Below are 4,656 nucleotides of genomic sequence, written 5' to 3'. Positions count from 1 at the left end.
GGAACACACAGGGTTTATGGTATTTGTAAGGCATGGGTTTTACCTCTTGCTGTAATTAATTTCAATCAACACATTTATATAATGTCAGATCTAAATCCCTCTTGGCAGTACCCTTGAGGGTACCTTTGATAAACTGATAATAAGATAGCCTAACCAGGGTAAGCGCAAGAATCAATAAGCTGTAGCTTATTGAGAAAAAAAGGGGCTCATTCTCAACTATTAAACTCTATTGAGAATCAAGTTCTACGAGATTATAGGGGTTTCGAGCCACGATCAACCGATATCCAGCCAATGCACATTATGGGCAATTTTTTCTTGCGCTTACCCTGATAGCCTAACTTAGGTATTATTATCGGTGAACCAATAAATAAAAACTCCTTCATCCTGATTTCAGAATGGAGGATAGAGAGGCAGGGTAAGAGCATCTCAATCAGGCTTGACACAAGGGATGAGAAGAATCTAATCTGTCGCCTGTGAAAACAACTAAGGACTTGAATCATATAGTTATTATCCATAGCAGTGCGCTTCATTTTTTGCCGGAGACTACGTTTGTAAGTTTGCTCACGATCAAGGGCAGTAAGAGCAATGCGTCGCCAAAGAGCGCGCATTACGGGGACTGTGTAAAGAGCGAATACGGCAAGCATCTTCGGCAAAAGTACAGTCGATAGTCCAATGTAGCTCGTTTTCAATGCTCCAGTGTTTTCTAATTGCCGAAGCTAAAACCTGAGCATCACTAGCTTTTGAAGTCAGATAAAACTGAACTTCACGAGTAGTTTTGTTCCACAGACGGCGGACACGAACCACCATCACCAAACTTTGGAGTCCTTCCCAGAGCTAGGGAAGGTGAAATTAACCTTGTGCCGAAACCGGTACAGACCCTGCCCTGGCGTATCTCTGTGCGATGATGACCTTTTTCGATACGCTGGTCATAACTGACCCCTTTGGGTAATTCAAAATTCAAAATTAAAACTTCAAAATAAAGAAAATCATAAATTTTGAATTAATTAATTCTGGGTACAAGCCCCCCGGGTAATTCAAAATTAAAAATTAAAAATTAAAAATCTAGAATTGTCCGAATCATTTTGAATTAATAATTTTGAACTTTGAATTGGAGCGTTCGCGCAGCGTGACCTACGGTCAAGCGAGTTGTGGTCTTCAATCAGTGGCGGGTACAAGCCCCCACTGATTGTCATTTTGCTTTTTGGGCAAAAAGCAATCTCCCTCAAGGAGATGAATTAATGGAAACCTCATTTCCTTTGGATGACCTGAGTGGGAGGGAGAGGGTTACAATCTCCCTCAAGGAGATGAATTAATGGAAACCGGCTCAAAATAAGCTTCTAAAATTTTCCCTGTAAAGTTACAATCTCCCTCAAGGAGATGAATTAATGGAAACTCTTCCCAGTGAATACAATCGTTGTTTTCCCAATAGTTACAATCTCCCTCAAGGAAATGAATTAATGGAAACATGGTTTCTGCAGCTGGAAGGATCCATTAAGAGAGATATCTTTGTCAAAGTTACAATCTCCCTCAAGGAGATAAACTAATCTAAAAACACTGACCCTTAAATACAAAAAAAAGGTAGGCAATGCCTACCTTAAAAATTCACCGTAACTATAGATCTAACAATTGGTGTAATGGTGTTAACAAATTTAAGAAACTGATGCAGTCGCTACTCCCTGCTCCCTACTCCCTAAAACCTAGAACTTTGTACCTCACCCAATTTAAAAATGCTATAGCGTTAGATACCAAGCATTTCAGCCTGTTTCGTCGCCCCTTCAGGTACAGTTGTTACTCAAACGCCTACACGTTCAAGATGGATTCCACACTAGCTTTCAGAGAAAAATCTCCTGCTCCACGATAAGAACGAACCATAACAAAATATTCACCTGGTTCTGAAGGTCGGATACTAATTTTCTCGTCAGGTAAACTGGTATACCCACGATAGTCGAACTCACTGATAGTTGGCTGCAATGCCTTTCTGACATAGAGATCGAAATCTACACCATCCTGTCCATCTAGCTCAAGGCTCAATGAGGTGCCGACCCTCACCCGATATAAGCTAGAATCGCCAGTCTGCTTTAAATGCCCTGAAACCGCCTCTCCTATTTGTAATTCTGGTATGTCTAGCCGCTCTAGGGCATTGAGGATGGCTGGAACATCGATCAGCCCAAACCCATGATCGTAGTCAAAACCTGCCACACCCAAATCTTCGGCAGTTCGGCGCAACAGTTGACGAAGTTCAGCGGGAGAGAGAACCGAAGGAGGATACTTAGTCCGAATCGATGCTACAACACCAGCCGCAACAGGACAAGCTGCTGAAGTGCCACTATCTGCTCGATAAACTCCTGAGCCAACAAAATGAGTATAGGCACAAAGATCGGGTTTTTGAGAGTCGAGATGTCCTGGTCCCTGACTAGAATAGCCAACTCGCTCTTTATTAACTGTCACCCCAGCAATGCTAAGGACACTTGGATGAGAATTCGCACCATAAATGGGTCTGTTAGTAACGCGTTGGCATCTTGGATCAGGACATTCTGCACCACAATTACCAGCAGCAAAAAGAATATCAGCACCAGCATCCTCTAAACTTTCAACAATGATATTGAAAGGATGATTGGGATTATCACTGTAATTGCCAGGATGGCCCACCGGAAAGTCCCAAGAGGGATGAAACATTCCCCAACTATTATTAACTACCAAAGCTGGTTTAGGTTCTGGGGCTGTTGAGAGTATTTGCAGCAAGTTACTGAAAGCTTTGACAGCATCACTCAAAAACCCATCCATTACCGAGCCACCTGGTGTCTGCGATTGGAGAAGGGCATAGTCGAGAAGAGTGCTGTTTGGCGCAGCAATGCAGACATCAAAGGCACACATTGTTCCATGATCGACACGCATATTACCTGGGGTAAGTCCAGATACTGGAGTCCAGCTTTTGCTCGCATCGAATTGAGGTGTTTTACCCTTACTGTTTAGATGGGATAGATTGACTCCGCTATCAACGATCGCCACCATTACGTTAGACCCATCCATTCCTTTTGCTTGAAGTTGTGGAAATTGCAGTAAATTCTCCACATTTCGATGGGTTCCCACTGAAGCAGGTGGACAAATAGCGATCGCACTAATTCGTGGATCTGAAAACACACCAATCCCATTAGGGTCTTGTTCAACTGCCGCTATTAAAGGCTCTAGTGCATCATCTGCCACCTCACCTCTTACCAGATAAGTGGAAACTTCAGGGCGAGCATCAAAGGAAAATAGTTGTCCTACTTCTGTGACTCCAACCTCTTCTCGTCTTTGTCGATTAGGCACCAAAACAGGTGTATAACTTTGATCCAGTGAAAAGCCATCAATAGAAACAGCCTCTGTTGTCATAGTGAAACTCTCGGCAGTCATTGCAGCACGGAGTTCCGGCATAAATCGCATCTGAATTAACACACGCATGTTATTTATCCTCTTCTTCTTGAGATTCTGTGGGAGCTATTTTTATATCACCGTGAACTCCCTTGACTAACGGTTGTATTGCTATCAGTTTTTGAGAATCCATGTCACCCGATACACGGATGACATACAAATCCCGCTTCGGACTTATGAGAATTAGACCATAATCTTCATCAATCTCTAAGTCTTTGATTCCATCTAGTTGCTTCACGGACTCCAAAGAATTGTTAGGAGGCGGTAGATTGAGTGTAATTAAGTAACGCATTTTTCTAGCTTGGTTGACATTCAAGTGGCAAGCTACTTGAACTGTCTCTAAGTGAGCAAAAACTGAATATTCAAAGTAGAACATACGAACAAAAGCTCTTGTACTTTTATTTTTAGAATCCCTACAGCTAGAACAGGGTAAACGCATCTAATTTTTTTATTTCTATATATAGTTTTTAGTGAATTCAATGAACACTATATATAGGAAATTGATTGTCAATAAGCACAATAGCGATGCAGAGGTGCGACCCGTGGCGAATTTAATTACGGGTCAAACGCACCATTACGGTCTTGGGGAGCCAGTGCGGTCTTGGGGGTTCCCCCCATGAGCAACTGGCGTGGTTTCCCCGATGAGCGACTAGATCAAGACAAGGCCGGGTTTATTGAGAACTACCCCCGGTTACCCAACAAGATGCGCTTACCCTGGATAGAGAGGAGAGATAGGACTTAATTTCTGCCCAGAATTTAAAAGCCAGCCGTCAAAGATTCCTAAACAGACTAAGTGGTAACTGGTTCGGCTGGCTCAGTAGCCGCTCCGTTCTCTTCGATCTCCATTTCCTCATACTTAGTAAAGCACTTACGCTTAGCACCTACAGCTAGGTCGAGCACAATCGGTACCTCTAATTTGATCGGAACTTGGAACACACAGGGGTTAGAGTATTTGTAAGGCATGGGTTTTACCTCTTGCTGTAATTAATTTCAATCAACACATTTATATAATGTCAAATCTAACCCTGGCTTGGCAGTACCCTTGAGGGTACCTTTTATGAGGTGATATGATAGTGTTTCATAACTTAGCCTCGGTATTGGTGGGCATTGCTCATTTAATTTATAGGCTCACTAATTTTAATCTTCCTGATCAATGCCCACCCTACGATTTTTATCTGGTTCAGTATTGGTGGGCATGATTATCGCTTAAGGTCTACAATAAAACTCCTCCCTCCTGAGCTCAGG

Annotated in this window: 7 protein-coding genes; 1 reads left to right on the top strand and 6 read right to left on the bottom strand. The window is 42.6% G+C overall.

From position 1 onward, the window contains the following. Positions 1-251 precede the first annotated feature (251 nt). The 5 genes from F6K37_RS32560 to F6K37_RS32545 all read right to left on the bottom strand — a co-directional run bounded on the left by F6K37_RS32560 (position 252) and on the right by F6K37_RS32545 (position 3,787). Positions 252-608: a hypothetical protein gene (locus F6K37_RS32560; protein WP_287254773.1), complete on the bottom strand. Its 357-nt coding sequence runs from the start codon at positions 606-608 to the stop codon at positions 252-254. Further along, positions 568-807: an ISAs1 family transposase gene (locus tag F6K37_RS44995; RefSeq protein ID WP_202799203.1), complete on the bottom strand. Its 240-nt coding sequence runs from the start codon at positions 805-807 to the stop codon at positions 568-570. The genes F6K37_RS32560 and F6K37_RS44995 overlap by 41 nt, the downstream gene beginning before the upstream one ends. A gap of 489 nt (positions 808-1,296) precedes the next feature. Continuing rightward, positions 1,297-1,467 carry a hypothetical protein gene (locus tag F6K37_RS32555; RefSeq protein WP_154659785.1) on the bottom strand — a complete coding sequence of 57 codons (171 nt, stop codon included), beginning with the start codon at positions 1,465-1,467 and terminating at the stop codon, positions 1,297-1,299. Positions 1,468-1,800: 333 nt separating this feature from the next. Next, positions 1,801-3,441 carry a S8 family serine peptidase gene (locus F6K37_RS32550; RefSeq protein ID WP_008184270.1) on the bottom strand — a complete coding sequence of 547 codons (1,641 nt, stop codon included), beginning with the start codon at positions 3,439-3,441 and terminating at the stop codon, positions 1,801-1,803. Position 3,442: 1 nt separating this feature from the next. Next, a complete protein-coding gene (locus F6K37_RS32545) occupies positions 3,443-3,787 on the bottom strand; it encodes a hypothetical protein (protein WP_008184267.1) in 345 nt (114 codons plus the stop codon). 103 nt (positions 3,788-3,890) lie between these two features. Here F6K37_RS32545 and F6K37_RS32540 point away from each other — a divergent pair, with 103 nt between their 5' ends. Next, entirely contained in the window at positions 3,891-4,031 is a 141-nt protein-coding gene (locus tag F6K37_RS32540) for a hypothetical protein (protein WP_154659784.1), read from the top strand. Positions 4,032-4,200: 169 nt separating this feature from the next. Here the strand turns inward: F6K37_RS32540 and F6K37_RS32535 are convergent, their stop codons facing one another. After that, complete coding sequence (locus F6K37_RS32535; protein ID WP_287254770.1) at positions 4,201-4,374, bottom strand: hypothetical protein; 174 nt, start codon at positions 4,372-4,374, stop codon at positions 4,201-4,203. Positions 4,375-4,656 lie beyond the last annotated feature (282 nt).

This window comes from Moorena sp. SIO4E2 (assembly GCF_010671945.1).
In the GTDB taxonomy this organism is placed as follows: Bacteria; Cyanobacteriota; Cyanobacteriia; order Cyanobacteriales; family Coleofasciculaceae; genus Moorena; species Moorena producens.
Note: the sequence above shows the minus strand (reverse complement) of the source record. Positions and strands in the feature narration are given on the sequence as shown.